This is a genomic window from Spirosoma gilvum (genome assembly GCF_054776815.1).
The window spans coordinates 23,886-50,736 of sequence record NZ_BAAHBH010000009.1 but is presented as its reverse complement, the minus strand read 5'-3'; the positions used below and the strand labels follow the sequence as shown (position 1 = coordinate 50,736).

Below are 26,851 nucleotides of genomic sequence, written 5' to 3'. Positions count from 1 at the left end.
ATGGGCTCATAACCAACCAAACTCCCTGGAAATGATGCCCTTATCGGTAGCACGTTCGGCTAATCCATCCCACATTCCTGAATTGAAGTTTCTTTAGCCTATAGGGCAATAGCATCAGACCGGAACCCGCTAATACCCGCGAGTATCCCTAAATAACCAAATAAATGGATGGATGTTTTCGGACAGGAGAGCGTACTCTGTTTCCTAGCCGCTCTGGTACGGTGAAATTTGTGATTCTTATCCCTATACTTATCTATAGCACCTTAAGCGAGCAGTCCTATTTAGTTGACGCTAGAAAAGCAAATACCCTCAGCCAATTGAATTTCAACTAGCTGAGGGTATTAAGTTGTGCCGAAGGCGAGACTCGAACTCGCATGTCCGTAAAGACACACGCCCCTGAAACGTGCGTGTCTACCAATTTCACCACTTCGGCAGCGCGTTCCCCGTGTTGGGATTGCAAAGATAGGGTTTACGCACAACACAACACAAGATTTTTTTCAGGATTTTTTCAAATCTACCGCGCAAACGCCAGTCGCTGGCCAGGTCGGTCGGAGCAGAAGGCGCCATTCTGGTAAACCAGCTCACCCGAAACAATGGTATGGGTTACCGAAGCCCCAAACGTATGCCCCTCCAACGGAGACCAGCCACATTGATAAAACAGACCCGATTTTGACACCGATGTTGGCTGATTCGTATTCACCAGTACTAAATCGGCCCAGTAGCCTTCCCGGATATATCCCCGTCGGTCGATCTGGAAACAGTCGGCCGGAGCATGGCTCATCTTACGTACTACGGTTTCGATGGGAAGTGTACCTTGCTGCACAAAATCGAGCATCAATAACAACGGATGTTGCACTAATGGCAAACCCGATGGAGCCTGCCAGTACGATTGCTGCTTTTCGTCCCAGGTATGGGGCGCGTGGTCGGTGGCAATAATATCCAGCCGATCATCGAGCAGGGCCGCCAGTAACGCTTCTTTATGATGCGGTGCTTTAATGGCCGGGTTGCATTTGATGAGGTTACCCAGTCGGGCGTAATCGCGGCTATCGAACCATAGATGATGCACACACACTTCGGACGTTATGCGCTTTTCGGTTAGAGGCACTGTATTATCAAACAAAGCCAGTTCATCGGCCGTCGAAATGTGCAGAATATGCAGACGGGCGTTGTGCCGACGCGCCAGGTCAACCGCCAGCGACGACGATTTCAGACAGGCTTCTTCATTTCGGATCAGTGGATGCAATTCGGCCGTTGCGCGGTCACCATACTCAGCCCGGTATCGTTCGGTATTGGCGCGGATCGTTGCTTCGTCTTCGCAATGGGTCGCAATCAGCATCGGGCTTTGCTGGAAGAGGGCTTCCAGAATCTGCTCATTATCGACCAGCATATTACCCGTCGATGACCCCATAAATACTTTTATTCCACAAACCGTTTTGGGGTCGGTGCGTAGTACCTCGTCGATATTGGTATTCGACGCCCCCATGAAAAAGGAATAATTGGCCAGCGACGTTTGTGCTGCAATGGCATATTTATCGGCCAGCAACTCCTGTGTCAGTGCATTGGGAACGGTATTGGGCATCTCCATAAAACTGGTCACACCACCCGCTACGGCCGCCCGCGCTTCGGAACCAATGGTTGCTTTATGGGTGAGACCGGGTTCCCGGAAATGCACCTGATCGTCAATCACACCCGGCAGCAGATACTGCCCGGCCGCATCAATTACCTGGTCGGCAGTCGCATCAGACAAACCCGATTTAATTTGCGCGATAAAGCCATTTTCAATCAATACATCCGTTTCTACAATCTGCCCTTCATTGACGAGCCGGGCATTGCGAATCAGCAGGTTACTCATAAAAGTCGGGCGGCTTCTTTGGCAAAATAGGTTAGAATGACGTTGGCACCCGCCCGTTTGATAGACAGCAACACCTCCATCATGGCCCGCTCTCCATCGAGCCAGCCATTCTTGGCCGCCGACTTAATCATGGCATATTCACCACTGACGTTATAGGCCGCAATCGGCAGATGAAAATTATCGTTCAGCAATTTAATTATATCCAGATACGCCAGAGCGGGCTTCACCATCAGAAAATCGGCTCCTTCGTCGTAGTCGAGCTGCGCTTCGATGAGGGCTTCGCGGCTGTTGGCGGGGTTCATCTGGTAGGTTTTTTTGTCGCCAAACTTTGGGGCCGAGTCGAGGGCATCGCGGAAAGGACCGTAAAATGCGCTGGCGTATTTTGCCGCATACGACATAATGGCTACGTCGTAATAACCAGCTTCATCGAGCACCTGTCGGATATAACCTACGCGCCCGTCCATCATGTCGGATGGGCCGAGGATGTTCGCTCCAGCCTGGGCCTGTGCCAACGCCATTTTGCCTAATACTTCGAGCGTAGGGTCGTTCAGGATTCTGCCGTTTTCAACAACGCCATCGTGCCCATCCGAACTGTAGGGGTCCATAGCCACATCGGTCATGACCATCACATCCGGGAACCGGTCTTTCACGGCACGAACCGCCTGCAAATACAACCCATCCGGGTTATGGCTTTCGGTAGCGTATTTATCTTTCTTCGATTCGGGCAGGTTCGGAAACAAGTCGAATGTTTTGATACCCAGATCGACGCACTCCTGAATTTCTTCGAGCAGTAAGTCGAGTGATAGCCGATAAATACCCGGCATCGAAGCTACTTCGGAGCGAACATGCTGGCCCTCCATCACAAACAGTGGGAGGATAAAATCGGTAACCGACAAGCGGGTTTCCTGCACCATGTCGCGGATCACGGCAGACTGGCGATTCCGGCGAGGACGACGAATTAAATTTGCCAAAGTTGTAAGGTTATACGGTTTTAAAGTTGTAGAGTTAGAAAGAGTACCAGCCTCGACGAGATCCGAAACTTTAGATCGTTACACTGCTTAAACTTTTGAAAATAAGCTTAAAATGAGCGCTTTTGTCATTCCGACCGGGACGCGGAGTCGAAGGAGGAATGACAAAAATTGCTTTTCAAGGAAAGTTTAAACAGCTCCAACGTTCCAACCATACAACTCTATAACTTTTAAACAATTAATTTAAACCCTTCTCCATGCACATTGACCAACTGAACGGAAGGATCTTCTTTCAGGTACTTCCGTAGCTTGGTTACGTACACGTCCATGCTTCGGGCGTTGAAGTACGAATCATCACCCCAAACCATTTTCAGGGCAAAGCTACGACTCACTGGCTGATTGAGGTTCTGTGCCAGCAATTTTAATAACTCCGATTCCTTACTGGTTAGTTTCTGCGGTTGCGTTTCCACTCCATCAATAGATGTACCGTTTTCTGGCCGGGAAAGCAGTTGATGCGGGTAATCGAATGAGAATGAGCCGATTTTATACACCGTCGGTTCACCCGAATCGGTTGACCGCTGATACCGACGAAGAATGGCCTGAATCCGTAGGAGCAGCTCTTCCATGCTAAACGGCTTGGTGATGTAATCGTCAGCACCCACCTTAAAACCCTGAATGGTATCTTCCTGCATGGACTTCGCCGTTAGAAAAATAATGGGAACTTCGCGATTGGCCATCCGAACTTCTTTGGCGAGCGTAAACCCATCTTTTTTGGGCATCATCACATCAAAAATGCACAGGTCGTAGCTACCAGCCATAAATCGCTGTAAGCCCTGATTTCCATCGGTGGTCCGATCGGTAGCATAGCCTTTCATAGTCAGGTATTCCTGTACTAACTGCCCCAGATTGGGGTCGTCCTCAACAAGCAGAATAGATGGCATAAGGTAATGATAGAATGAGTGAATGATAGAATGATTGAATAGATTTGCTGGCGTCAGCCTATTCAATCATTCTATCATTCACTCATTCAAAATTTTATAAGGTATAATAACTTCGAATGAACTGCCTTCGCCCGGCTGGCTTTCGACCATAATCTGGCCGTGGTGCTGATCAACTATTTTCTTCACATAACTCAGACCGAGCCCGAAGCCTTTGACATCGTGCAGATTGCCAGTTGGTACGCGATAGAACTTCTCAAAAATACGACTGGTCTGATCTTTGGTCATGCCTAAGCCCTGGTCCGTAACGGTTATGCTGACCCCTTCGGGAAGACTACGCGTCGTCAGGGTAATGTGTGGCGTGTCGGGCGAATATTTCAGGGCATTGTCCAATAAGTTGTAGACGATATTGGTTAGGTGCAACTCGTCGGCTTCAACCACTTCCCGGTCTGCATCGAAGTTCAGGTCAACCTCGCCCCCACGCTGTTCAATTTGTAGGCTTAAATTATTCAGCACCTTTTCAATAACATCGTGAACATTGACCGACGACAGATTTAGTTTAATTTCGCCCCGGTCGAGCAGGGCCATTTGGAGTACTTTTTCGACATGGGAGCCCAGTCGTCGGGTTTCGTCACGGATGATGCCCATGTAGCGTGTCAGTCGTGCATCAAGCTGTTCGGTCCGTTCCTGCACATCTTCATTAATCGGTTCACTCACATCATGAACGGTAGCTAGTGCTGGCTGTGAATGCCCTTCGGTCCGTAGCTGTTCCTGCGCCATTTCGACGGCCAGTGAGATGGTCGAGATCGGCGTTTTGAACTCATGGGTCATATTGTTGATAAAGTCATTCTTAATGTCGGCCAGTTTCTTCTGCCGCATAATGGTGTTGATGGCAATGTAAAAACAAGCCAGAATGACCAGAATCAAGACTACCGAAGCCCCAAACGTGAATCCCAACCGACTTAAAATAAACTGCTGCTGCGTCGGGAAATAAACGTAAACATAATTGCCCGTTTCGAGCAGATTATTGGGAAATAAGGCCGCCTTATAGCCTTCGATATCAAACTGTTGCGACCCCATACCCAGCGATGTAAACAGGAATTTGGGCTGCTGTCCCGTCCGAACGGCATAGGCAAAGGGAATACTGATGCCCCGTTCGGCCAGCGCCTGCCGGATCAGTGTGTCGAGCGCCAATCGGTTGATCCGGTCTTCAATAGGACGGTCGGACATAAGCAACCCTTTGAGCATGTCCTTAATACGATGTGACTGCTCTTCGGCCTTGTTCAGGCTCATACTGGCCGGACGTGTCGCCACATTGGAGCCGACTGAAGCTATCGTGTGATCTGTGTGATCCGACTTGGATTTAGCCTGCGCTCGACGCAGCTGTTTTTTGGCGGCTCTATTCAATGAGTCCTGAATGGCCAGTAGTTCATTGCTCAGCACATTTTCGACCCAGTGATCGAATTTCTGCTGCTGAATCATCTGCGTTTGCCAGTCCCCAACCGCCATGAGTTCGTCCTGCTGCCGAACAAACTCTTCGACAACCGCCATTTGTTCGGGCGAAAGCGGTCGAACAATAGGATGCAAGATATCCGACTGAACAACGACTGATCCTGTTGGGGTCATACCGGCCGACAGTACTGGATCGGTATTCGGCCGATTTCCCGGAGTATGTTTCGGCGGTTTGGCTTTTACAACCGGCTCCGATTTACCAAGTGAAGTTTGGCGCGTGGCTGTCTCATCAAGGGTAGATTTACCTTCCTTTTTGGCAATGGACTTCAGGCGATTTTGCTGCTCACGGGCCTGAATGTGCTGCTTGGTCAGGTACGCAATCTCCTGCCGTTCCAGCGTTCGGACCACTTCCTGAAGCGCATCCGTAACTTTATAGGCAAACTGCTCTTTCTGCAATTGTAGCGCACTGCCAATCCAATAGAGTTGCAACCCTACCAGACCCAACAGCCCAATGGCCATCAGCGCAACAATCCAGCGTATGCGTTGTTTCGACATTTTTTTACTCGCTCGTGCAACCTTAATCCTGCTTTTATATCTATTAGGAACAGGTCTGTTGATAGTAAAAGTACGAACCAGAAGTCTACTCATTGGCTCGTTAACAAACTTTAACAGGCCCTGTATCAATTGGTTTTACAACTTATCGTTCCTTCGTTGCAATTTTCAGGTCCTATGAAAAAAACAGTTTTAACCCTCTCCCGGTTCGCACCAGCGCTGCTTCTGGCAGTGGCTTTTAGCGGTGCGGCTGTTGCTCAAAAGAAGGTGTCACCTTCGCCAAAATCCGACAACAATGAGGTAAACGTCCGAATCATTGAGCGGGATGGTGATGATGTTCGCGAAATCGAACGCACGTATCGGGTCGACGGCATGAGCGAAGCTCAACGCGACCAGCTCGTGACCAAGTTAGTCGACTCGGTTAGAGCTTCCCGTAAAGATGGTGGCAAGCGTCAACTGACCATTATTGTCGATGACACTGGTGAAAATAAAATTGCCCTGCGGAAACGTCAGGGATTAAAGCGAATTCCTGGCGATGCCTATGTATTTCGTGGTCAATTCCCCCGAAACAATCAGGAATTTTGGGGAAGCAAAGACTGGGAATTTCAGCTACGTCGCAACGCCGACTCGATGGCCGATCAGATGCGCCGGTTTAAATTCAACTTCCCTCAGGATTTCGACCGTCAGATTGCTCGCCCATTCGAAGGCTGGGCTCGTGGTCTTAACAGTAAACCCTCTACGATTCGGAGCCTGGATGCATTTCCGAATAACCCCGATCGTGATCAGCTAAATATTCGGTTTACGGCTCCTGGCAAAGGGGATGTAAGTATCACCGTCACCAATCCGAAAGGGAAAGAAGTCGCTCGTCGGGAAATTAAAGATTTCTCAGGTGAATTTGTCGGCCAGATCGATCTGGGCAAAAAAGCACAGGGCATTTATTTCATTACGGTAACGCAGAACGAAGACGGTGCCGTGAAGCGAGTTGTTATTGATGAATAGCGTGTAGCAAAGGGCTTGGGGCAGGGGGTAAGGGGCGGCAGGGTTAACTACTAGCTGGCCATTCTGTACCACCCCAAGCCCTTACCCCGCTGCTCTCTGCAAAAAATATTTCAAAAAATTTAGTACTATGTATTGCAAGATACCAAATTAAACCCATATCTTTGTATTGTCATTAAAAACTGAGGTCATGAAGTCGTTATTCATCATCGCCATCTTGTTAATCGGTATCAGCGGTCAGGCGTTTAGTATGGGTCACCCGCACAATATGTTTGCTGCCCGGAAGCAGTTACGTACCAAAGCAGCCACGTCGGTCGCTAAAACGAAACTGTGCCCTCCATCGATAACCTGGCAACGGGCCGTTCAGGAAACTAAAGTTTCTCTGGCCGAAAACGTCGTTGCCGTTCTGTCGCGGGTCAATCCGTTGCAGGCTCGTTAACAATTAGCTGTACTTTCCCCTTTTGGCCAACAAACGTCTGGGTAGTTGTTGGCTTTCGTTCTTTACTCCGCTTCGGGTTTTCCGATCAGCCTATTTCATGCAGGCGATCGCCATGACTAGCTTGGCAACTAGTCTTATTTCTTCTCTTCTGCCAATTTCTCTTTAGTTTAAAAAATTCTCAATTCGTTCATCTGGCACCCACGTTAAGGTACGTAGCAAACTATTAGTGACTAATTAGTTGCTGATGGCACAACTATTGTTTCTACTCTGAACGTATATACCACTGAATCCTTATTTGGTAAAAGTCTGTCAATTAGCTCGTTATTAGTGCTAAAACTGGCACCCGCTAATTTTAATTTTGTATTAATCCAGTACAAAAAACAAATAACCTACATTTTTTCGTTAAAAACTTAGATAATTCGGAGATAAGCTATAGTTTTCGACAGGCTTTCCTTATTTTTATGGTTTAGCCTTACCTTGCCGATAACTGACTTACATAGTTTAGAGTAGATTACCTATGCAGAACACCGTTCTACGACCCATCTTACTCGTCGGGCTTCTGTTCGTGAGCTTGCTTACAGCGTTTGGCTTAACCAAACCTGGTCGTAACCTATGGCGTCGAGCCGCCCATGCGCATAGGGCTAGTGCCAAAAAAGTCGCAGCGAAAAAAAAGGTTATAACGCCAGTCCCAGTTCGCGTTCCTTCTACCTTTACTTACCGACCAGCCGAACAGCCTGTTGACGTGTTTACCCTGGCCGATAGTGGTCAGCATTGGGTAGATAGTGTGTTTCAGACACTGACATCCGAACAGAAGATAGGGCAGTTGTTCATGGTGGCTGCGTTCTCCAATCGCCATGAGAATCATTATCAGTACATCGATCACCTGATCCAGAACAACCATATTGGTGGGCTTATTTTCTTTCAGGGAGGTCCGTACCGCCAGGCGATACTAACCAATCGGTATCAGGCTTTGTCGAAAGTACCCCTCCTGATTGGCATCGATGGTGAGTGGGGCTTAGGCATGCGTCTGGATAGTACGATGGATTTCCCCAAACAAATGGCGCTGGGTGCTATCCGAAACAATGAATTGGTTTACCGGATGGGGGCTGAAATCGGTCGCCAGTGCCAGCGGCTGGGTATACATATCAACTTTGCGCCAGTTTCCGATATCAACAGCAACCCGGCTAACCCTGTTATTGGGGTTCGTTCGTTTGGTGAGTCGAAAGAGAATGTTGCGTTGAAGGCATCGGCTTATATGCGCGGCTTACAGCAAACGCATATCATTGCGACAGCTAAACATTTCCCCGGCCATGGCGATACCAATGTCGATTCGCATCACACCCTGCCTACAGTTAGCCGTTCGACAGAAGTCATGCGCGACATTGACCTGTATCCCTTCCGTAAGCTTATTGCCGATAGTTTGATGGGAGTTGTAACCGGTCATTTGCATGTTCCCAGCATTGATAACACTCCCGCGCTGGCAGCTACCCTTTCAGAAAAAATTGTTACCGACCTGCTCAAGAAAGAGCTGGGTTTTCGGGGACTGGTATTTACCGATGCCCTGAACATGGGAGGCATCAGCCGTTCACCAAAAGCGATGGACGTGAACCTGAGGGCCTTAATGGCTGGTAATGACATCCTGCTTTATCCCGAAAATGTCCGCGAAGCCACCCAGAATATTCTGAATGCGATTCAACAGGGGGTTATTTCGCAGGAATTGGTCGACGAAAAAGTCCGTAAAATTCTTCGGGCAAAATACTGGGTTGGCCTTAGTCAGTATAAGCCGATTGAGCTGGGTGGCTTATCGGCCGATTTGAATTCGCCGGAATCGAAACTGCTGAAACAGGAACTCTGCGAGCAAGCCATAACCATCGCCGATAATAGAAACAACCTGCTCCCGCTGAATCGGCTGGACACCCTTCGACTGGCTTCTGTTGCTATTGGAGCGGAATCTGGAAACGTATTTCAAAAGACACTCAATCAGTACGCGCCTTTTCAGACACTTACTTACCCCGATAAACCGGTTTCGGAAACCGATCTGAACAACATCCTGGCTCAGGTTAGCGATGCCAATACGGTAGTGGTTAGTTTTCACCGCATGAGTGAATCGGCAGCCCGGAAATACGGTATTACCAAGCCTTCGCTTGATCTGATTACCCGGTTGAAACAGCGCGGTGCCAAAGTGATCGTTACTGCGTTTGGATCGCCTTACAGCCTGTCGCAGTTTACCGGAGCCGATGCCCTGGTTTGTGCCTATCAGGAAATGGACGATATGCAGCGTGTAGTTCCACAGGTGTTGTTCGGGGGGTTAGGTGCCCAGGGAAGGCTGCCCGTATCGACGTCAAATGAAGACCTCAAAGTTGGCGTTGGCTTGAAGACCAATCCAGAAGGCCGCTTATCGTCTGGTTCACCCGAAAGCGTCGGCATGAAAACGACCATCCTGAATCAGATCGATGCCATTGCCCAAAGTGCCGTTAAAAACCATGTGGTACCAGGTTGCGAGATTCTGGTGGCTCGCAAAGGCAAAGTCGTTTACAGCAAAAACTTCGGGGCGCTAACCTATGCGGCTGGTGCGGAAAAGGTTACCGACGAAACCCTGTACGACCTGGCCTCGCTCACTAAAGTGTTGGCAACGTTGCAATCCGTGATGGTGCTGTACGACCGCAAACAAATTGACCTGAGCCAGAAAGCTTCGTTTTATCTGCCCGAACTGCGTAATACCAACAAGCAAAATATTACCCTTCAGGATTTGCTCTGGCACCAGTCAGGCATGGTATCATTCTATCCTACTACCTGGGATCGCACCCGCAATCCACGCGGGGGCCTGAAAGCGGAATATTATTCGGCGATTCAGGATAGTCTGCATACATTACAGATTGCCCCAACACTTTGGGCAGTACCTGCCTTGAAAGACTCTGTCTGGAAATGGGTGGTTCAATCGCCTATGTCGAAAAAGACCGACGAAGCAGGCCGACCCGCCTATGTGTACAGCGACCTGAATTTCCTGACGCTGCAGAAGATCGTCGAACGGGTTAGCAAACTGCCACTAGACAAGTTTGTCACTGAGAACGTGTATAAGCCCCTGGGCCTACATCAGCTCGGGTTTACACCGCTCCAACGGCTACCCCATCCACAATGTGCGCCAACCGAGCAAGACACCTATTATCGGAATCAACTGCTGGTAGGCACCGTACATGATCAGATGGCGGCTGTACAGGGTGGAGTTTCTGGCCACGCTGGTTTATTTGGCAACGCCCACGACATTGCGACCCTATTGCAAATGAATCTACAAAAAGGAGTGTATGGCGAAGAACGGATTCTAAATTCGATGACTGTGCCCTATTTCACACAAACATTAAGCAACCGAAGTCACCGGGCCTTGGGTTGGGACAAACCGAATGCCGAAAGTCCGAGCAGTGTTTACCTTGCCTTGCAAGCGTCTCCCCGATCGTTTGGGCATACGGGATTCACCGGCAATGTGGTTTGGGTCGATCCCGATGAAGAATTAGTCTTTGTTTTCCTATCGAACCGTATTTACCCAACCGCCGGTAATAACTCGATCAACACAACAAAACTCCGCCGACGGATACACGAAGTTATTTACAGCGCCATACAATAGAATATTCTTGATTAAACGGTAGGCTCTCGTAGACTATTGATAGCGAACTACATACCGAATGCCACTTCCCTATAGAAGTGGCATTCTTATTGCTAAAGGTTTTCCATGCATATGATTTCAGTAATTGCCAATACAGGACAATATATTGATTAACAGATAGTTAACCAATAAATAAGAACATCCACCCTATCGGTAAGACCCGATACTAGCTTACTTCTAGCTGAATATCGAGCATAAATGCGTTAACTTTAGAATCCAAATTAGCCTAGTTGCTCAAATTTTTATGAAGGGCCGTATCTTTTACTCCTATCTCCTGATCCTGCTCGGTCTTATAGGCCTGACTACCAAAACCTCTGCTCAAACGATTACGAGTGTTACTGTATCGAGTCCTCCCGTTTGTCCGGGCAATGATCTTACCGTTACGTTTGTAACAAGTAGTTCGTTTGCCGCTGGTAATACCTTTAGCATTTCGTTGTCGGACGTTACAGGCAATACGTACCCTACATCATTAACTACGATTTCCAGCCGTACAGGAACCTCGGTTAAAGTAACGATTCCAACTTCATCGCCAACCAGTACGAATTACAAAATTCGGGTGCTTTCCAGCACAGGCTCACCGGTTCAATCTTTGGCCAGTAGTGCATTCACAATCAATCCGGCCAATAAGCCAACGGTAACTTCTCCACAAACGGGCTGTGCAGGTACGCCAACAACTTTAATCGCAACACTTAGCAGCGGTGGTGCTAGTCTGGCCTGGTACAATCAGAGTAAAGTAGCTATAGCTACTCCCTCACCCACCGCCAGTGGAACATATTATGTTAGTCAGCTAAACAGCAATGGGTGCACCAGCGACTTGGTACAAGTAGACTATGTTGCTAATCCTATTCCGGCGGCACCCTCAGCAACGACTTCACTCTCCTACTGCCAAGGAGTAAATGCCTCTGCTCTAACCGCCAATGGATCAGGCCTTAAATGGTATACTGTTGCCAGTGGCGGAACTGGAAATGGTACGGCTATTACGCCGACAACATCCAGTACAGGCTCAACACCTTACTATGTAAGCCAAACGGTTAATGGTTGCGAAAGTGCCAGAACAACCATTACGGTTACGATTAAAACATCTCCCGATAAACCAGCTACGTCTACCCCACCATCCTATTGCCCGAACGAAACAGCATCGGCACTAGTGGCTACACCATCAGGAGGAGCTACCTTAAACTGGTATGGTACAAATCAGAATGGAACTGCGTCCTCTGTCGCTACCGTACCGAATACCAGCAGTAGCGGAACAGTTGATTACTATGTTAGTCAGACACTCAATGGTTGCGAAAGCGCAAAAGCCACCATTTCTGTTACTGTAAAAAATCCACCTCTTGCACCGGGTGTATCCCCATTGAGTTATTGTGTAGGCCAATCAGCTAGTTCACTTTCAGCCACTCCATCGCCAGGGGGAACCTTAACTTGGTATGGTACCGCGTCATCAGGAGGTACGCCTTCTTCCGTCTCTCCAGTTCCTTCTACCTCAATTGCCGGGCAAACTACCTATTATGTTAGCCAGAAGGTTGATGGCTGCGAAGGCCCCCGTGCCGGATTAACCGTGACGGTAAACAACATACCGGCAGCTCCTTCCGCAACAACCTCACTTTCGTACTGCCAGGGCGTAAATGCCCCTGCTCTAACCGCCAGTGGATCAGGCCTTAAATGGTATACAACCGAAACGGGAGGTATCGGCAACGGTACGGCTATAACGCCTACAACATCCAGTACAGGCTCGACAATCTACTACGTGAGCCAAACGGTTAGTGGTTGCGAGAGCCAAAGAACGGCCATTACCGTTACCACCAAAACAACACCGGGTACCCCAAACACAACCCCGCCACCGATCTATTGCCAAAACCAGGCAGCGACTGCGTTAGTGGCTACGGCATCGGGAGGGGCTACGTTAAACTGGTATGGTACAAATCAGGGCGGAACACCTTCATCGGTAGCCAATACACCCAACACAAGCAATTTTGGAACAATTAATTACTATGTCAGCCAGACCCTTAATAGTTGTGAAGGCCCTAAAGCAACCATTTCCGTTACAACGAAACCGACACCGGGTGCTCCAGGCGTGTCCCCTCTCTTAGCCTGTCAAAACCGTACAGGGTATGCCTTATCGGCTACTCCATCAGACGGGGGGACACTGAACTGGTACGGAACGAGTCAGTCAGGAGGTACACCAACTGCTAATGCTCCGGCTTTATCAACATCAGCAACAGGCTCAACAATCTATTATGTGAGTCAGTCAGTGAATAGCTGTGAGGGGCCGCGTGCATCGATTACGGTTACGGTCAATACAGTACCGGCTCCGCCAACGATAAACCCTCCTGGTGCTTATTGCGAAGGCACAACAGCCGCTGCCCTTTCAGCTAGTGGGGCAAGCCTAAAATGGTACGGTACCAATCAGACTGGAGGAAGCCCTTCATCTGCTGCCACCGTACCCAGCACCGATGCAAACGCTATCGGAACCAAAACGTATTATGTAACCCAGACCGTAAACAGTTGTGAAAGTGATCGGATTGGCATCCCTGTTCAGGTTAAAGATACGCCTGACGCACCAGGTACTTCGGGAATTGAATTTTGTCAGGGCTATTCGGCTCCAACCCTGACGGCATCCTTGGTCAATAGCGCAACGCCAAACTGGTATGGAACGAACCAGTCTGGAGGAACCGCGTCATCCAGTGCTCCTACGCCATCGAATGCATCACCGGGAGTCACGGTTTATTATGTCAGCCAAACCTTAAGTGGTTGTGAAGGTCCACGGGCTAGCTTATCGGTTCGGGTAAAGAGTACACCAGGCGCTCCGGGCGTAAGTCCAGTCAGTTTTTGCAATAACAGTCAGGCACAACAATTAAGCGCCAACGGATCTGGCGGTACGACGCTAAAATGGTACGATGCTTCCGATAATTCATTAGGAGGAGCGCCGACGCCCAATACGGGATCAGTAGGCACGCAAACGTTCAAAGTATCCCAAACGTCCAACGAAAATTGTGAAGGGCCTAAAGCTACAATAACCGTTACGATCAAAGCACTTCCGGGTTTACCATCTGTATCGAACGCCACCTATTGCCAGTCACAACAGGATCAGCCTTCCCAAAACGTGGTGGCCGTATCGGCTAATGGACAAAATCTGCGGTGGTACAATCCCGATGGTAACTCATATCCTAGTGCGCCTACCCCATCGATTGATAAAGCCGGTGTACAGGAATTTAAGGTTAGTCAGACAGTCGATGGTTGTGAAGGGGCTAAAGCTACGCTTCAGGTATCTGTTGTAACGCCTGCCCCACCTAGTACGCCGAAGCCCGTGGTTAGTTATTGCCTCAATGATGTGGCTACACCATTGGAGGCTACCGGTGAAGCTGGCAGTAAATTGAAATGGGTTGACCCATTTGGGCGGGTACTGGATTCAGCCGTACCGTTTACCTTCACACCCAGCACCGACCCCAACGGCGATGCCTTCTATGTGTATCAGGTCGCTTCGTACGGCTGCTATAGCGCCCGTACAAAAGTTGTGGTTCGGGTCAGCGCACCACCTACCCTAGCCCTGGTCGCTCCGACAACGACCGTCAACCTGGGTCAACGCGCTCCCTTACAATTGAAATTTACCAGTGTTGGACCTTTCAGTTATACCTTAACAGGCGGTTATACCGGCACCTCTCGCACCACCGATACGACCATTTCGGTATTACCACGTGGTAATACAATCTATCAGATTATAACGGTTGCGAATACCTGCGGCCTGGGATTGCCCGGAAACCCATCTACTGCTCAGATCAATGTCCGGGTGCCAACCGTTTCGACTAGTGCTTTTACGTCGTCTACTGTTTGCTCAGGCACTTCGGTTACGGTACCGTTTACCACAACCGGACAATTCAATAATGGGAATGCCTTCCGCATCGAAGTTGTCAGTGCTGCCGACACCAGTAAAAAATACGCGCTACAAAACACAGCCAGTGGCTCACCCGTTACGGGTACGCTTCCCACTTCGTTACCAAGTGGGCAATACTTCGTTCGTGTCAACGCCGACAATCCCGAAATCGGTATTCTTGGCAGCAACAGCCCAACCCAGTTGACTGTGCGTGCCGTGGCCAGCGCTACGCTGACAGGTACCCAGAATATTTATGAAGGAACTCCCGCCAACCTAACGTTAGCGTTTGGTGGCGATGCTCCCTGGACAGCTACATATGCGGATAGCCTCAAAAGCTATTCGGTTACGACCGGAACCAGTCCGTTGGTGCTGGAAGTACGACCTACCCAAAACACGACTTACCGGTTGACCAAGGTGACTAACTTTTGCGGTAGTGGTCCCATTTCCGGTACAGCAACCATTACGATTTTACCCTTGCTGGGCGTAGAAGATAATCCGCTTGATCCGCTGATAAAGACCTACCCAGTGCCAACCGACACGCGACTGATGGTAGAACTTGATCTGCCCCTAACGCATGATCCAGCGACCTTATCGCTTATAGACGCTAACGGGCAGCCTGTATTGCAGCAAACAACACGAGCGAAGCTAAACGAGCTTAATTTGAGTGCGCAGCCGAGCGGTTTATACTTCCTTCGTATACAGGTGGGCGACCGACATACCATTCGTAAAATACTGAAACAGTAAACTTAAGTCGCTAGTCTTCTATCAGTAGCCACCCAATGCCTACTGACAGGAGACTAGCGACTATCAACGATTATGCCCGACGAGTATTTTATGGAGATCGCACTGAGTCTGGCCGAAGAAGCAGCTGAATCAGGAGAAATTCCGGTTGGTGCCGTTGTCGTATGTCGTAATCGGATTATTGCCAAAGCCCGCAATCAAACTGAACAGTTAAATGATGTAACGGCCCACGCTGAACTAATGGCCATTACAGCCGCCGAACATTATTTAGGAGGCAAATACCTGACCGACTGCACCTTATACGTCACGCTAGAGCCCTGTGTAATGTGTGCAGGTGCTTTATTCTGGGCGCAACTCGGTCGGTTGGTTATTGGTGCCAGCGATCCCAAACGAGGGTATAGCCGCATCCAACCATCCGTTTTACATCCCAAAACCCGGCTCGAAACAGGTGTCCTGGCCGAGGAAAGTCAGGCGTTGCTGGCAAAGTTTTTTAATCGCCTAAGAACATAATTTGCCATAGGCTTGTTAACCCAACCGAATAACCTTTCATTCTAACTTATCAATACAATGGCATTTGTATTAGACCCGCTTCCCTACCCAAGTGACTCGCTCGAACCCAATATCGACAAGCAAACCATGGAAATTCACCACGGTAAGCACCACAATGCATACGTGACGAATTTGAATAACGCTATTGCTGGTACCGATCTGGAAAATAAATCCATTGAAGATCTACTGGCTTCTGTTAGCAAAGCGCCCATAGCTGTTCGGAATAACGGGGGTGGTCATTATAACCATACGATGTTCTGGAATACAATTTCCGGCAACGGAGGAGGGCAGCCCACCGGTGAACTAGCCGATGCGATCAATGAGAAATTCGGCTCATTCGACGCGTTCAAAGACGAATTTACGAAAGCCGCTACGACTCGATTCGGTTCGGGCTGGGCCTGGTTGATCGTTACACCCGAAGGTGGACTGGCAGTAACCTCGACTCCAAATCAGGACAATCCGTTGATGGACATTGCCGAAGTAAAAGGCTTCCCGGTTATCGGCCTCGACGTTTGGGAACATGCGTACTATCTGAAATATCAGAACCGCCGACCCGATTATATCGCTGCTTATTTCAATGTTGTTGACTGGGATGCTGCCGAAAAGCGGTACCAGCAAGGCAAGCAGGCCTAGTCAATGAATAATGTACAATGGGTAATGAATAATTACCACTAATTAAACCATTACCCATTGTACATTACTCATTATTCATTATTTTTGCACTTCCAAAACGGTGATCGTAGCTCAGTCGGTTAGAGCGTCGGATTGTGGTTCCGAAGGTCGCGGGTTCGAGCCCCGTCTTTCACCCTCTTCAAAACCCTGATTTAATCATAATCAGGGTTTTTTATTTATACACTGATTTTAAGTTTCACCCGACCCTTCAATAATCACTCAATAAAGTCAATCTGCTTGAGCGAACTGCTTTTGTTTATGTTTTTGTGTAAAATATTAAACAAAAAATAGTAAATTTGGGTTAGCATTAGGACTAGGCATTACCTAATTCGACTTTATTTCATTTTATTGTCTGCTGAGATTATCCATTCTAGCCTCATAATCTCATGAGTAGTTATTCGATTAAGGATTTAGAGCAACTTTCAGGAATTAAAGCGCACACTCTCCGTATCTGGGAACAGCGGTATGCTATTCTGGCTCCGCAGCGTACCGATACGAACATCCGAACCTATGATGACCAGGATTTGAAGCTGGTGTTGAATATCGCTTTGTTAAAGGACCACGGATATAAAATTTCGGAGATTTCGAAGCTTTCGCAGGAAGATCTTGCCAATGAAGTGCTGAAGATTTCGGATAAGCAATTAAACTATCCAGACCAGATTCAGGCTTTAACGCTCGCTATGATTGATTTGGACGAAGAACGCTTCGAAAAAATCATGAACGCCAATACGTTGCAATTTGGCTTCGAAAATACCATTCTGAACATTGTCTATCCATTCCTGAGCCGAATTGGCACACTATGGGTAACCGGCTCGATAGGGCCTGCGCAGGAGCACTTTATTTCCAATTTGATCCGGCAAAAACTGATTGCTGCCCTGGATGGCCTACCGATCCAATCGAATACCAATGGCAAAAAATACCTGCTCTTCTTACCCGAAGGGGAATTCCACGAAATCAGTTTATTGTTTGCCAGTTACATAATTCGGTCTCGGTCAAATAAAGTTATCTACTTCGGACAGAGCTTACCCTTCAGGGAGTTAGGCTTTGCTTATAAGCGATACAAACCCGACTATATTTTTACGGTTCTGACATCCTCGCTGGCCAATCACGAAGTACAACCTTTTGTGAATCGCCTGGCCAGTACATTTCCCGACACCAAACACATTCTTACGGGTTATCAGGTTGTTGGCCAGGATCTTGACCTGCCTGATAATGCACTCATTATCAATCAGATAAATGAGTTAATACGAATTGCGTCAACCTAAGCTTGCCTCTTACATATCTTGTGCAAAAGCTAAGGCGCGTCGTTCTGCATAGGTATGCTCATCGCGGGCGATCTGAAACCCAACATGCCCACCCATTCGTGGCGTCTCCAGAAAAATTCTACTATGCGTTTCGGCTAACCAGGTAGGCGAACATTCGGGCGAAAGCAGGGGATCGTTTTGGGCATTGAGCAACAAAGCTGGTACGGCAATGCCCGGCATAAAATTGATGGCCGAAGCCTGGGTATAAAAGTCGTCGGCGTCGCGATAATTGTTGACAGGTGCCGAAAAAAACTCATCAAAGTCACGCCATTGCTTTATTTGCTCTAATTTGCTCATATCCAGCTTATCAGGAAACCGACTGGCTTTTTCACTGATCTTGACTATCAGTTTTTTCATAAATCGCTTCCGATAGAGCCAGTTGGTAGTACGATCAAGTAAACCAGCACTGGCCCCCAAATCGGTCGGGGCCGAAATGGCGATTCCTCCTTTTACGGCCTCGGGAAGCTGCGTTCCATGAACTCCCAGATATTTTAGGGTTATGTTGCCGCCCATACTATAGCCTACCAACACGATTTTTTGGTAAGCTTTCCGTTGAAGAGCATGCTGGAGAACTTCTCCTAAATCACCGATTTCACCATGATTATATAAGCGAAATGTATGGTTCATTTCGCCACTACACGAGCGGCAATTCCAGGCTAGTACGTCGTAACCATGCTGAGAGAATAATTTAGCCGTTCCCCGTATATATTGCCGATTACTATCACCTTCCAGCCCATGCGTCAGGACAAGTAGTTGTTTTTGACTGATATCGATCCAATCCAGATCAACAAAGTCGCCATCACTGAGGGTCAGCCGTTCACGTTCGTAGGTGACACCGGTTACTACACGCGTCAGGCTAGGAATAATGGTTTGGAGATGCCCGTTGTATTGGTAAGCAGGCGGGCCCGAATAGGATGAACGAATCAGCGGCATATTAACTAAACAACGGATACTTTTGCATCGTTGTTCCCATACAAACGTTTCCTCTGCCCAGTACATCACTACATTACGACCATGCCGATTGCCAAGTACATTTCTGTCATAATTGCCAGTACCATTAAGTTTATTGGCGGGCCTCTTACTGGCGTTGCGCTCGGGCTTAACTGGCTCGAAACGGTGGTCTGCACAACGCTGGGTATGATGCTGAGTGTAGTGGTGGTAACCTATGCCGGAGCAGCTCTTCAAGCTTTAATACAGCGATACCGGTCAGCCCCGCCCAAACGGTTTACCCGGCGTACCCGTCTGGCCATTCGGATCTGGAAACGAGCTGGTATGGCCGGCATTGCGCTGCTAACTCCCCTCATTCTGACACCTATTGGTGGATCGGTGCTTGCGGTATCGTTCGGCGTCAAGCGGGGGCGGCTGCTACTTTATATGTTTATCAGTGGTATTCTCTGGGCCGTTATTCAGACATTAGCCATCTACCAGATTCCAGGCCTAAAGGGGATTTTTGGTTAATTGGTGGGATATAGCATAGTAAAGTAGCTACCAGCTAACCGCCTAACCAATTAACTAATCACCTAATCAACGGCTAACAGTCTGAGCAGGCGCATTAACGGACTTCTTTCTAAAGTCGCCCTGTGAGAAGTATTTTTCAATCAGGCAATACATAAGAATAAAGAAATAACGGCTACCCATCTCTTTAATCTTCAACTTCGACTCCCCATACTTGCGGTTTGTCCAGCTATTGGGTACTACAGCGTAGGTATAGCCACGCACAATCGCCTTCAACGGCAGTTCGACCGTGAGATTAAAGTGGGGCGACAGAAACGGCTTTACGCCTTCAATCGTCTCGCGCTTATACAGTTTGAAGGCATTGGTGGTATCATTGTATTTAATGCCCATCATCACCCGGACGATGAAGTTAGCAATGCGATTGATGAACTTCTTCAGGCCCGGATAGTCGATCACCTTACCCCCTTTTTCCCAACGCGACCCAAACACGGCATCCACATTGGTTTCAAGCATTTTATTATAAAACTTAACCAGATCTTCCGGGTCATCGGAAAGGTCGGCCATGAAAACTGCTACACAATCGCCTGTAAACCGCTCCAGTCCATATCGTACAGCATAGCCAAAGCCATTCGGGCCAGGGTTGGTATAGTACACTAATGTTGGAATTTCAGTAGCTGCCAACTGCTCCAGTATGCGTAACGTACCATCTTTCGAATTGTCGTTGGTAACACAGATTTCATGAGGAATTCCGTGCTTCGCCAGGGTTTGGTAGAGAGCCCGCAGCGTAGGTGGCAACGACTCTTCTTCATTGTAAGCAGGTATGACAACACTTAATTTCATTCGTGCAGCGTAATTTTAAAGATCAAAAACTGGCTGTTTATAAGCCTTATGCGCTTAACAACGGTAAACCACAACCATCTGACTCAATTCCTGACTAATTATCTATAGGGCAAAAGTCGAATCGTACTGTATAGTTTGGCCAAAGGTGCTGGCACAATATAATTGATTATAACCTTTTTTGCTTTCTGCCACTCGGGTTTTCCCATGTACAAATACTTCATGGCAATACGCGCCCGTCGGAAATAACTCCCTTCATATTGCCTGGCATCCAGCATCATGCGGTAATATCGGGCAATATTGCGCCGAAGGACGGTATTATATCGATACCCCAACTCCCGGTTTATATTGCTGTACATTTGAATCCGGTTGCGCAAAAATACTTCATCGCGCTCATTATCGTGAAAGCTGGCGCCCGCCCGGTTTTTTCGATATACCGACATCACATCGGGAATATACCCAATTTTACCCAGCTTAGCTTTTAGAATTAACCGGGGTATATCACCACTGGACGATTCCCGAAACCAGGCTGGGTACTCTTTGATATTGTTCCGGTACATCGTACTTGATGTAGCCATGAACCAGATCTCATCTTCTCCAATTAGGTCGTCGACCGTATAATACGGCTTCATATCCGGTCCGTTGAGTATTTGCGAAGGACTTCCATCTTCGTAAGTAATCAACGCATTATGAAACGTCATGGAGTAATCAGGATGAGCATCCAGCAAATCGGCCTGTTTCTGTAACTTAAGCGGGTCGGTAAGGTAATCGTCGCCATCGATCAGGGCGTAGTATTCGCCTTTGGCCCGTTTCAGCGTCTCTAAAAAATTAATTCCCCCATTTTTACCCATGTTGTGTGGGTGGAGTACGCCAATCACCAGGCCAGGGTGCTGACGTTCGTATTCCTGAATGATTTCACGCGTGCCATCGGTCGAAAAGTCATCGCCTACTAATATTTCAATAGGGAAATTCGTCTTCTGAGCCAGCACGCTATCAATCGCCTGGCGGATAAATTTATGCTGGTTATATGTGATAATCAGGACACTAACCTTCGGCATGATGTAGTAAGTAGTTAGGAGTTAGGAGCGGGGAGTGAGAAGGCTGACGCAACAAGAAAAAATATGCGTCAGCCTTCTCACTCCCCGCTCCTAACTCCTAACTACTGTTTAGTTTAAACAGTTATTGCTTTAGCAGTCTGGATATGCTCTTTCCAGCCCTGAGGCTCATCTTTTTCGGCCGGGGTTCCCCATGGATCGTAGAATGGCAAAATAGCTACCCAACGACCGGCAGGATCATCCCAGCTAAACCGATCGGCAAAGCTCGATGGACTTACCCAGTGGGGCAAATCGTACCGGAACAGGATGATATCACCTATCTCCTGAAAGCCTTCCGTTTCGATGATATGGTCGTTGATGACATAACCGGTTCCGCCCGATGTATAATCCGTACCATACTGATTCAGGGCCAGGATCGTACCCACTTTCTGCGGATTGAGCGGATGCCAGTGCCGCCCAAAGAAACTACCGCCCAATGGATAGTGGGTTACCTGCGGGTGGAAATAAGCCTGACCTTTATGGATACCATATTCCTCGTTGTTACCGGTCAGGTTGTTCCAGAACTGGCGCAGCGGGTTAAAAACTTTCAACAGCTCCGATTTGGTCGGTTCTTCCAGATCAAGAATGGCATCGAACGTATGGTCGTGGAATAATTGTGGTGCCTGCTGGATTTTGGCAATATGCAGCCGTTGTTTATGCTGGTTGTTATCGAACGAATCAGGCGCTTCGGCCAATGGTGTCTTTGCCGCCCAGGCGGTGGTAGCAGCAATAACGCCACGAAGCGTTTCTTCAGGAATGCCTGACTTAACGATGACAATATTTGGTTTGTTGACCAATTCCATTACTTCTTCGAATGGTATTTCGGGCACGATTTGACCATCCTTGAATTCGGCATCAACTTTTATCAGGTATTTTGCTAATTCTTTCATAGTTTGTCCAGATACTGATTTAATGACAAAATAGGCGGCTGTCTAGACAAAATCCAAATTGCCGCCTACTGATTTTGGTCAACGGTAGCCTGTTTTTAATCAGTTTTTGATTGTGTGGCATAGCCAAACCCCGATGCACCAAATCCATTGCCATTGTAAAACATAACCCATTGATCCTGATGGGAAAAAATATGGCAGTAGTCCATCATCAACGAATCCCAACCGTCTGCCGAACGCTCGATTCCGGCCAGGTCGTCTTTCCGAACCCAGTCGATTCCGTCTGTCGACTCAGCATAACCAATCCGGTAGCTCTGCTCGACATTGGTCCGATAGTTCAGCGAATTTCGGTACGAAAAATACATTTTGTACAAATTCCCGTCCTTATAAACCGTTGGCCGGCCAATGGCATCCGTGAATTCATCATATCCGACACATACCTTTCCCGTACGCTCCCAATGAATCCCATCGGTCGATTCGGCATACTTCACATCGTAGAACGGTTCAGGATGCCCGTTAATGACTTCAATTTTGGTACATGACAGATACCACATCCGCCAGCGAATCGATCCATCGGCCTGTTCTTCCCGCATGACGCAGGGCTGCGCTACCCAAACCTGATCGAAAATGTACCGGTCGAGCAACGGTCCCGTAAATTTCCGTTCAAATGTCAGGCCACCATCCCGGCTAATCGCCAAACCAATACCGAGCCGATAGCTGGCTGTTTCGCTTTTGTTCCAGCCGGTATAATAGAGCCAGATTTCTTCGCCAACCGGTAAAAACCACGACGGCATCGTACCCGTTTCATCAAACATCCCGACGGCTCCTTTTGTTAAGCAAGCCTTGTCATGTATATACGTAACTTCAGAAAGATTATCGGGGTTTAGCTCAACAAACGAAACCGCCGAGTTGATGTTTTCATCGCGGGTTGAGAAGTAAACCCGGATTTTGCCATCCATTGGATAACCAAACGGAACCTGGGCATGGGTGCGGCTGAATGGTTTTGAGCCATCGGGTTTATAAATCAGTCCTTTCTTCGTCCACATATATTTTGGTGATTGAAGCCTACAAGGGGTTCAAAACCTTCCAGGCTTTAGTATTCGACAATTAATCTGCTATCGGTTTATAACGGTCTTTTCGGGCAAAAATACGGTTGTGTTCTATTTCACCAACTAACTGATAATGCTGGTCGATGTACTGTTTGAGTTCGGGGAACGTCTCGTAACCAAACTTGGCCCGGTCATTCAACCAGATGGAGTTCGGGCCTACTGCATCGATAAATACCGGCGGACGCGACGCTTCCATATTCCGTATATACCGCGCTCGGTGGACAGGCTGGTTCGATCCCATCACGCAACGAATCACATGGTTATCACAAACGCCCTGGGGCATCTGTGTCTGTACATTATACAGAGGTGCCCACCCCCATACGACCAGATCGTCGCCTGGTTTGGCCAGTTTGAGCGCTTCCTGCGCCGTTGGCGATCGGCGGAAAGATCGAAAATCGAATGGAGTCTTTTTATAAATGGTTAGGGGGTCACTAGCTGGCTTATCGGCCTGTAAAAACGCGCTGATGCCAACAGAGAGTAGCACAAACGCGACCCACAAAGTTGTGTGCAGCGAAGTTCGAAGTTTATCAATAAACCACGCACTAACCAGACAAACCGGAATAGCGAGGTAGAGCAGGTAATGCGTAAAGGCGTTGCCGGGCTTGATGATCGCATACCCACTGGCAGCTACCAAGCCAAGACTAAATAGCAATAAACCAGCTTTATTTTCGGCGTGGCGGGGTCTGATCACCAGCCAGCCAAGTACGACCGCAAACGTGGGGAGCAGGAATACCAGAAAATCAGTGGTATGCGCAATAAACGCGGGAAACAAAAGCAGAAAGTCCCAGAACGTTGCTTCAGCCCCGTAGGCGAAATTGCTCACCAGGTAAAACTGAAGAAAGTCAGAAAACACCCCGAAGCTGATTGTCAGTACAACCACTAAGGCCGGAAACAATAGCCCTCCAGCTACCAAACCTCCTAATGCTCGCCAGAATTTGGCACGGGGTATCACTGAAAACTGGCCAAACAGGCTAAGAAAAGCCGCCAGAATCACCGCCAGCACAGTGGGCGTACCCTGCAATTTGGCAAACGGTACCAGACTACTCAAAAAGCCAAGCAAAAATAAGCCACTCCCTGAATCGAAAGCCTGCCGACGCCATAAACGGGAATACTGCCAGATCGATAAGCCGATCAGTGCAAGCGACAGCTGTTCGTTGGTCGCGTGCAGAAAATCCATATTGGTCGTAAAGGCCAGAAAAGCGACGAAGGGCAATACCGCCAGCCGGGCGGTACGAGCGCTGAAAAAGTTTTCGATTGTGAAGTAGCCAGTAACAACACTCACCACCATACACGCAAAGGCCAGCCAGCGCAGCACGACGTAGTTTAGTGGTATGCCCACATAACCGGGCAAGGCCACATAATACGAACTGAGCGGCCCCATGGTAGCCCCATCAATGTATTTCCAGTAAACAGGATGGTGTTTGAGCGTAATTGCCTGCGATAGTAGTTGGCTTTCGTCGGGATTCAGTTCCCAATTGATAAACAAAATGGGAAGCCGCTTAAAAAAGAGAAGACCCAGAAGGGCTATCAGTAAGCCGAGTTGCTGCTTACGAGACAGTTGAGAACGAAAATCACCTCTTACCAATAGAGCTGCGACAATCAAAAAAGCAAGCCAGCCTCCCGTTTCCCAGAGCAGAGGAGATTTCAAAAAACTCATTGCCGATTAAATTCAATCGCTTTATACATGCAAGCAGACAAGTGACATGCGTCGTCATTTCATGGCCATTAGGTTATTATTTGTAGTCATTGATTGCCACTGCTATGTGGTACACAATGAATGACTACAAATGACAACCTAATGACAAATTACTTATGGCTCATCAAACGAGCCGCCATGCTGTCGTGAATCTGAACCATGGTCTCTTTCAGGTCATAGGTCCAGTTCCAATCAGGGTAGTGCTGCTTGAACTTGCTCAGGTCCGAAATATACCAGATATGATCACCACTCCGGTTGGTTTCCGAGTACTGGTAGTTCATCTTGTTGCCCGAAATCTCTTCGCACAAGGCAATAGCCTCCAGCATCGAACAGTTCGCATAACGACCTCCGCCCGCATTGTACACCTCACCCGGACGGGGGTTTCGGTAGAAATGCCAGAACATGTTCACCAGATCCCAGCTATGGATGTTGTCCCGAACCTGCTTGCCTTTGTAGCCAAAGATGGTGTACTGATTGCCGGTGATGGCACATTTCATCAGATAGGATAGGAAGCCATGTAGCTGAGCTCCTGAATGGTTAGGGCCAGTCAGGCAACCACCCCGGAACACACCTGTGTTCATGCCAAAATAACGACCATACTCTTGTACCATCACATCGGCGGCTACTTTCGAGGCTCCAAAGATGGAGTGCTTAGTATGATCCAGACTCATGTACTCGTCGATGCCATTCTCGAAGTAGGGATGATTCTGATCGATTTCCCAGCGCGTTTCGGTTTCGATCAGCGGCAGGAAGTTGGGGTTATCGCCATACACCTTGTTGGTGGAGGTGAAGATGAAGACCGCTTCGGGACAATGCAGCCGGGTCATCTCCAGCATATTGAGCGTGCCCACCGCGTTGACACCAAAATCGGTAAATGGCTCGCGGGCGGCCCAGTCGTGGCTGGGTTGAGCAGCCGTATGGAGTACCAGCTTAATATCGGTTCCAAATTCCTTAAAGATCACTTCGAGTTGAGGAACTTCCCGAATATCGGCAGTGCGATGTTGATAGTTGGAATAGGCTTCTGCGAGTCGGTTTCGATTCCATTCGGTGGAGCCATCAGCACCAAAGAAATACTGGCGCATGTTGTTATCGATACCGACAACCAGATCGAATTTATCGGCAAAAAACGCAACGGCTTCACTACCAATTAATCCAGCCGAACCTGTAACTAGTGCAATTTTCATAAGGTTATTTGCGCGTAGAGCGGCTTAGCTCTCTAAATAGTTCTCTTTTTCAAGTTGTTTGACTCAACAAAGTAACACAAAAATTTACACTTACTGTGCGTTTGGTACGTCCGTTGAATAAAACATGCTCGGGTCGTTGATCATCTTGTCACAAACAAAAAAAGCGATGAATCGGCCCGTTATTCGCCAATTCATCGCTTTTTTATTCTACTTAGCAGTTTTTATAAACTTTGGGTCTTATTTCCCGGGCCGTATAATTTTTTCCGAATCTCGTCAGCTTTTGCATCCAGGGCAGCATTCGGAGCGTATTTGTATCGGGTCTGAACGGCTGGAGAATCTTTACCAAGTCCATATACCTCTGGATCTCCTGCCCGATACGTTGAGCTAACATCACCAGCACGATAGTCTGTTTGGCGTACGGTGTTATATTTTTGATAGTCGCACGAGGCCATCGACAATACCAACACACCTAGCAAACCTATATTGAGTACGCGTTTCATAGCTACTTGATTACGAATTGATTCGGCAAAAATAGGAAAAAGAGTCGTTTGTCAATAGTCCTCTGTCGTTAGTTTTTTCACAAATGCCCAACTACAC

General features: G+C 48.2%; 20 protein-coding genes and 2 tRNA genes. 9 read left to right on the top strand and 13 right to left on the bottom strand.

What is annotated here, in order from left to right; genetic code table 11:
* Window positions 1-349: 349 nt before the first annotated feature.
* From ACYVFD_RS22505 to ACYVFD_RS22485, 5 genes are all read right to left on the bottom strand, one after another.
* Window positions 350-433 (bottom strand) — tRNA-Leu (locus ACYVFD_RS22505).
* An 81-nt stretch (window positions 434-514) separates the two neighbouring features.
* Window positions 515-1,852 (bottom strand): dihydroorotase, encoded by a 1,338-nt coding sequence (locus ACYVFD_RS22500; RefSeq protein WP_461092762.1) that lies wholly within the window; start codon window positions 1,850-1,852, stop codon window positions 515-517.
* Window positions 1,849-2,823 (bottom strand): porphobilinogen synthase, encoded by a 975-nt coding sequence (gene hemB / locus ACYVFD_RS22495; protein WP_461092761.1) that lies wholly within the window; start codon window positions 2,821-2,823, stop codon window positions 1,849-1,851. Before hemB ends, ACYVFD_RS22500 begins: the two co-directional genes overlap by 4 nt.
* 227 nt (window positions 2,824-3,050) lie before the next feature.
* The gene (locus ACYVFD_RS22490) at window positions 3,051-3,761 is read right to left on the bottom strand and encodes a response regulator transcription factor (protein ID WP_461092760.1); all 711 of its coding nucleotides are present in this window, start codon (window positions 3,759-3,761) and stop codon (window positions 3,051-3,053) included.
* A 78-nt stretch (window positions 3,762-3,839) separates the two neighbouring features.
* On the bottom strand, window positions 3,840-5,765 hold the full coding sequence (locus ACYVFD_RS22485; RefSeq protein ID WP_461092759.1) for a sensor histidine kinase: 1,926 nt from the start codon (window positions 5,763-5,765) through the stop codon (window positions 3,840-3,842).
* Between the two features lie 174 nt (window positions 5,766-5,939).
* Here ACYVFD_RS22485 and ACYVFD_RS22480 point away from each other — a divergent pair, with 174 nt between their 5' ends.
* The 8 genes from ACYVFD_RS22480 (at window position 5,940) to ACYVFD_RS22445 (ending at window position 17,953) form a co-directional block, all read left to right on the top strand.
* Entirely contained in the window at window positions 5,940-6,761 is an 822-nt protein-coding gene (locus ACYVFD_RS22480) for a T9SS type A sorting domain-containing protein (protein WP_461092758.1), read from the top strand.
* Between the two features lie 187 nt (window positions 6,762-6,948).
* A complete protein-coding gene (locus ACYVFD_RS22475) occupies window positions 6,949-7,197 on the top strand; it encodes a hypothetical protein (protein WP_461092757.1) in 249 nt (82 codons plus the stop codon).
* A gap of 517 nt (window positions 7,198-7,714) precedes the next feature.
* Window positions 7,715-10,816: a glycoside hydrolase family 3 N-terminal domain-containing protein gene (locus tag ACYVFD_RS22470; RefSeq protein WP_461092756.1), complete on the top strand. Its 3,102-nt coding sequence runs from the start codon at window positions 7,715-7,717 to the stop codon at window positions 10,814-10,816.
* A gap of 283 nt (window positions 10,817-11,099) precedes the next feature.
* The gene (locus ACYVFD_RS22465; protein WP_461092755.1) at window positions 11,100-15,470 is read left to right on the top strand and encodes an Ig-like domain-containing protein; all 4,371 of its coding nucleotides are present in this window, start codon (window positions 11,100-11,102) and stop codon (window positions 15,468-15,470) included.
* 72 nt (window positions 15,471-15,542) lie between these two features.
* Window positions 15,543-15,977, top strand: coding sequence for a nucleoside deaminase (locus tag ACYVFD_RS22460; RefSeq protein ID WP_461092754.1), 435 nt, complete (start codon window positions 15,543-15,545; stop codon window positions 15,975-15,977).
* A gap of 57 nt (window positions 15,978-16,034) precedes the next feature.
* Window positions 16,035-16,649: a superoxide dismutase gene (locus tag ACYVFD_RS22455; protein WP_461092753.1), complete on the top strand. Its 615-nt coding sequence runs from the start codon at window positions 16,035-16,037 to the stop codon at window positions 16,647-16,649.
* A gap of 99 nt (window positions 16,650-16,748) precedes the next feature.
* Window positions 16,749-16,824 (top strand) — tRNA-His (locus ACYVFD_RS22450).
* A gap of 250 nt (window positions 16,825-17,074) precedes the next feature.
* A complete protein-coding gene (locus ACYVFD_RS22445) occupies window positions 17,075-17,953 on the top strand; it encodes a MerR family transcriptional regulator (RefSeq protein ID WP_461092752.1) in 879 nt (292 codons plus the stop codon).
* Between the two features lie 9 nt (window positions 17,954-17,962).
* Here ACYVFD_RS22445 and ACYVFD_RS22440 read toward each other — a convergent pair whose 3' ends face one another.
* Window positions 17,963-18,925: a YheT family hydrolase gene (locus ACYVFD_RS22440; protein ID WP_461092751.1), complete on the bottom strand. Its 963-nt coding sequence runs from the start codon at window positions 18,923-18,925 to the stop codon at window positions 17,963-17,965.
* Between the two features lie 81 nt (window positions 18,926-19,006).
* On the opposite strand from ACYVFD_RS22440, the gene ACYVFD_RS22435 reads away from it, so the two are divergent.
* Window positions 19,007-19,450, top strand: coding sequence for a hypothetical protein (locus ACYVFD_RS22435; protein WP_461092750.1), 444 nt, complete (start codon window positions 19,007-19,009; stop codon window positions 19,448-19,450).
* Between the two features lie 66 nt (window positions 19,451-19,516).
* Here the strand turns inward: ACYVFD_RS22435 and ACYVFD_RS22430 are convergent, their stop codons facing one another.
* The 7 genes from ACYVFD_RS22430 to ACYVFD_RS22400 all read right to left on the bottom strand — a co-directional run bounded on the left by ACYVFD_RS22430 (window position 19,517) and on the right by ACYVFD_RS22400 (window position 26,754).
* Window positions 19,517-20,287 carry a glycosyltransferase family 2 protein gene (locus ACYVFD_RS22430; protein WP_461092749.1) on the bottom strand — a complete coding sequence of 257 codons (771 nt, stop codon included), beginning with the start codon at window positions 20,285-20,287 and terminating at the stop codon, window positions 19,517-19,519.
* 98 nt (window positions 20,288-20,385) lie between these two features.
* Window positions 20,386-21,342, bottom strand: a complete 957-nt coding sequence (locus ACYVFD_RS22425) for a glycosyltransferase family 2 protein (protein ID WP_461092748.1) — start codon at window positions 21,340-21,342, stop codon at window positions 20,386-20,388.
* Between the two features lie 113 nt (window positions 21,343-21,455).
* Window positions 21,456-22,268 (bottom strand): hypothetical protein, encoded by an 813-nt coding sequence (locus ACYVFD_RS22420; RefSeq protein ID WP_461092747.1) that lies wholly within the window; start codon window positions 22,266-22,268, stop codon window positions 21,456-21,458.
* Window positions 22,269-22,363: 95 nt separating this feature from the next.
* The gene (locus ACYVFD_RS22415; protein ID WP_461092746.1) at window positions 22,364-23,311 is read right to left on the bottom strand and encodes a glycoside hydrolase family protein; all 948 of its coding nucleotides are present in this window, start codon (window positions 23,309-23,311) and stop codon (window positions 22,364-22,366) included.
* A 61-nt stretch (window positions 23,312-23,372) separates the two neighbouring features.
* The gene (locus ACYVFD_RS22410) at window positions 23,373-25,031 is read right to left on the bottom strand and encodes a hypothetical protein (protein WP_461092745.1); all 1,659 of its coding nucleotides are present in this window, start codon (window positions 25,029-25,031) and stop codon (window positions 23,373-23,375) included.
* Window positions 25,032-25,180: 149 nt separating this feature from the next.
* On the bottom strand, window positions 25,181-26,254 hold the full coding sequence (locus ACYVFD_RS22405) for an NAD-dependent epimerase/dehydratase family protein (RefSeq protein WP_461092744.1): 1,074 nt from the start codon (window positions 26,252-26,254) through the stop codon (window positions 25,181-25,183).
* Window positions 26,255-26,475: 221 nt separating this feature from the next.
* The gene (locus ACYVFD_RS22400; RefSeq protein ID WP_461092743.1) at window positions 26,476-26,754 is read right to left on the bottom strand and encodes a hypothetical protein; all 279 of its coding nucleotides are present in this window, start codon (window positions 26,752-26,754) and stop codon (window positions 26,476-26,478) included.
* Between the last annotated feature and the right edge of the window lie 97 nt (window positions 26,755-26,851).

Excerpts from the sequence above, each read along its gene's own strand:
- ACYVFD_RS22475 (WP_461092757.1), top strand. The coding sequence starts at position 6,949 with ATGAAGTCGTTATTCATCATCGCCATCTTGTTAATCGGTATCAGCGGT.
- ACYVFD_RS22400 (WP_461092743.1), bottom strand. The coding sequence starts at position 26,754 with ATGAAACGCGTACTCAATATAGGTTTGCTAGGTGTGTTGGTATTGTCG.
- ACYVFD_RS22410 (WP_461092745.1), bottom strand. The coding sequence starts at position 25,031 with ATGAGTTTTTTGAAATCTCCTCTGCTCTGGGAAACGGGAGGCTGGCTT.
- ACYVFD_RS22485 (WP_461092759.1), bottom strand. The coding sequence starts at position 5,765 with ATGTCGAAACAACGCATACGCTGGATTGTTGCGCTGATGGCCATTGGG.
- ACYVFD_RS22415 (WP_461092746.1), bottom strand. The coding sequence starts at position 23,311 with ATGTGGACGAAGAAAGGACTGATTTATAAACCCGATGGCTCAAAACCA.
- ACYVFD_RS22500 (WP_461092762.1), bottom strand. The coding sequence starts at position 1,852 with ATGAGTAACCTGCTGATTCGCAATGCCCGGCTCGTCAATGAAGGGCAG.
- ACYVFD_RS22455 (WP_461092753.1), top strand. The coding sequence starts at position 16,035 with ATGGCATTTGTATTAGACCCGCTTCCCTACCCAAGTGACTCGCTCGAA.
- ACYVFD_RS22460 (WP_461092754.1), top strand. The coding sequence starts at position 15,543 with ATGCCCGACGAGTATTTTATGGAGATCGCACTGAGTCTGGCCGAAGAA.
- ACYVFD_RS22430 (WP_461092749.1), bottom strand. The coding sequence starts at position 20,287 with ATGAAATTAAGTGTTGTCATACCTGCTTACAATGAAGAAGAGTCGTTG.
- ACYVFD_RS22490 (WP_461092760.1), bottom strand. The coding sequence starts at position 3,761 with ATGCCATCTATTCTGCTTGTTGAGGACGACCCCAATCTGGGGCAGTTA.
- ACYVFD_RS22445 (WP_461092752.1), top strand. The coding sequence starts at position 17,075 with ATGAGTAGTTATTCGATTAAGGATTTAGAGCAACTTTCAGGAATTAAA.
- ACYVFD_RS22405 (WP_461092744.1), bottom strand. The coding sequence starts at position 26,254 with ATGAAAATTGCACTAGTTACAGGTTCGGCTGGATTAATTGGTAGTGAA.
- ACYVFD_RS22420 (WP_461092747.1), bottom strand. The coding sequence starts at position 22,268 with ATGAAAGAATTAGCAAAATACCTGATAAAAGTTGATGCCGAATTCAAG.
- ACYVFD_RS22425 (WP_461092748.1), bottom strand. The coding sequence starts at position 21,342 with ATGCCGAAGGTTAGTGTCCTGATTATCACATATAACCAGCATAAATTT.
- ACYVFD_RS22435 (WP_461092750.1), top strand. The coding sequence starts at position 19,007 with ATGCCGATTGCCAAGTACATTTCTGTCATAATTGCCAGTACCATTAAG.
- ACYVFD_RS22440 (WP_461092751.1), bottom strand. The coding sequence starts at position 18,925 with ATGCCGCTGATTCGTTCATCCTATTCGGGCCCGCCTGCTTACCAATAC.
- ACYVFD_RS22480 (WP_461092758.1), top strand. The coding sequence starts at position 5,940 with ATGAAAAAAACAGTTTTAACCCTCTCCCGGTTCGCACCAGCGCTGCTT.
- ACYVFD_RS22470 (WP_461092756.1), top strand. The coding sequence starts at position 7,715 with ATGCAGAACACCGTTCTACGACCCATCTTACTCGTCGGGCTTCTGTTC.
- ACYVFD_RS22465 (WP_461092755.1), top strand. The coding sequence starts at position 11,100 with ATGAAGGGCCGTATCTTTTACTCCTATCTCCTGATCCTGCTCGGTCTT.